The organism is Halorubrum sp. SS7, assembly GCF_005435055.1.
Taxonomy (GTDB): domain Archaea; phylum Halobacteriota; class Halobacteria; order Halobacteriales; family Haloferacaceae; genus Halorubrum; species Halorubrum salinarum.
In genome coordinates, this window is the sequence record NZ_SGXV01000229.1 from 1 (window position 1) to 609 (window position 609).

Annotated in this window: 2 protein-coding genes; both read right to left on the reverse strand. The window is 62.7% G+C overall.

Annotated elements, in window-relative coordinates:
• A partial coding sequence (locus EXE44_RS22140) for a twin-arginine translocation signal domain-containing protein (protein WP_137718033.1) occupies window positions 1-207 on the reverse strand: 207 nt, incomplete at its 3' end.
• 20 nt (window positions 208-227) lie between these two features.
• Window positions 228-609: hypothetical protein (locus EXE44_RS17780; RefSeq protein WP_241991889.1), on the reverse strand; the 382-nt coding region annotated here is incomplete at its 5' end.

The window sequence follows — 609 nt, forward strand, 5'->3', positions numbered from 1 at the left end:
GGAACTCCAGTCGACGGCCGCCGCCGGAGTGGCCGTCGACGAAAGACCGACCGTGGCAGCGCCAGCAGCGCCTAGACCTTTCACGAATGTGCGGCGGTCCAGACGAGTAGGGCGGTCGGTATCAGAACCGTCAGGGCCCACAGCAGGCCCATCAGGAGGGCGATTCGAAGCGATACAGCTAGTCGGGTCGTCATGGTTGGAACTCATAAGTTGGTGGTCGAGGGTGGTTACCGAACAGCGACGCCCCAAGCGACGACCGTCGCGAGGAACGCGACGATCGGCCCGAGGTTGCTGCTCGTGTTGATGATATCAGCGATCTGCGGGACGTACTGGTAGCCGACGATGACGGCCGGACCAGCTGCGATCGCGATCTGTTCCCAGCGTTCGTAGTGTTCGAACCGCTTCGTCTCGCTGCTCGCGAAGGCGATCGCGTACGCGCCGAGCGAAACGAACGTGGCGTGCTGGGCGGTCAGCGAGTAGCTGAACCACGTCAGCATGACCTCTGAAATTCCACCGAACTGGTAGAGTCCAGCGAGAACGAACACCACTGACAGCAGCGCCGGGAGCGTCCGGAGGTGGGTGTAGTCGGAGAGGGTGTCGGACATCGTC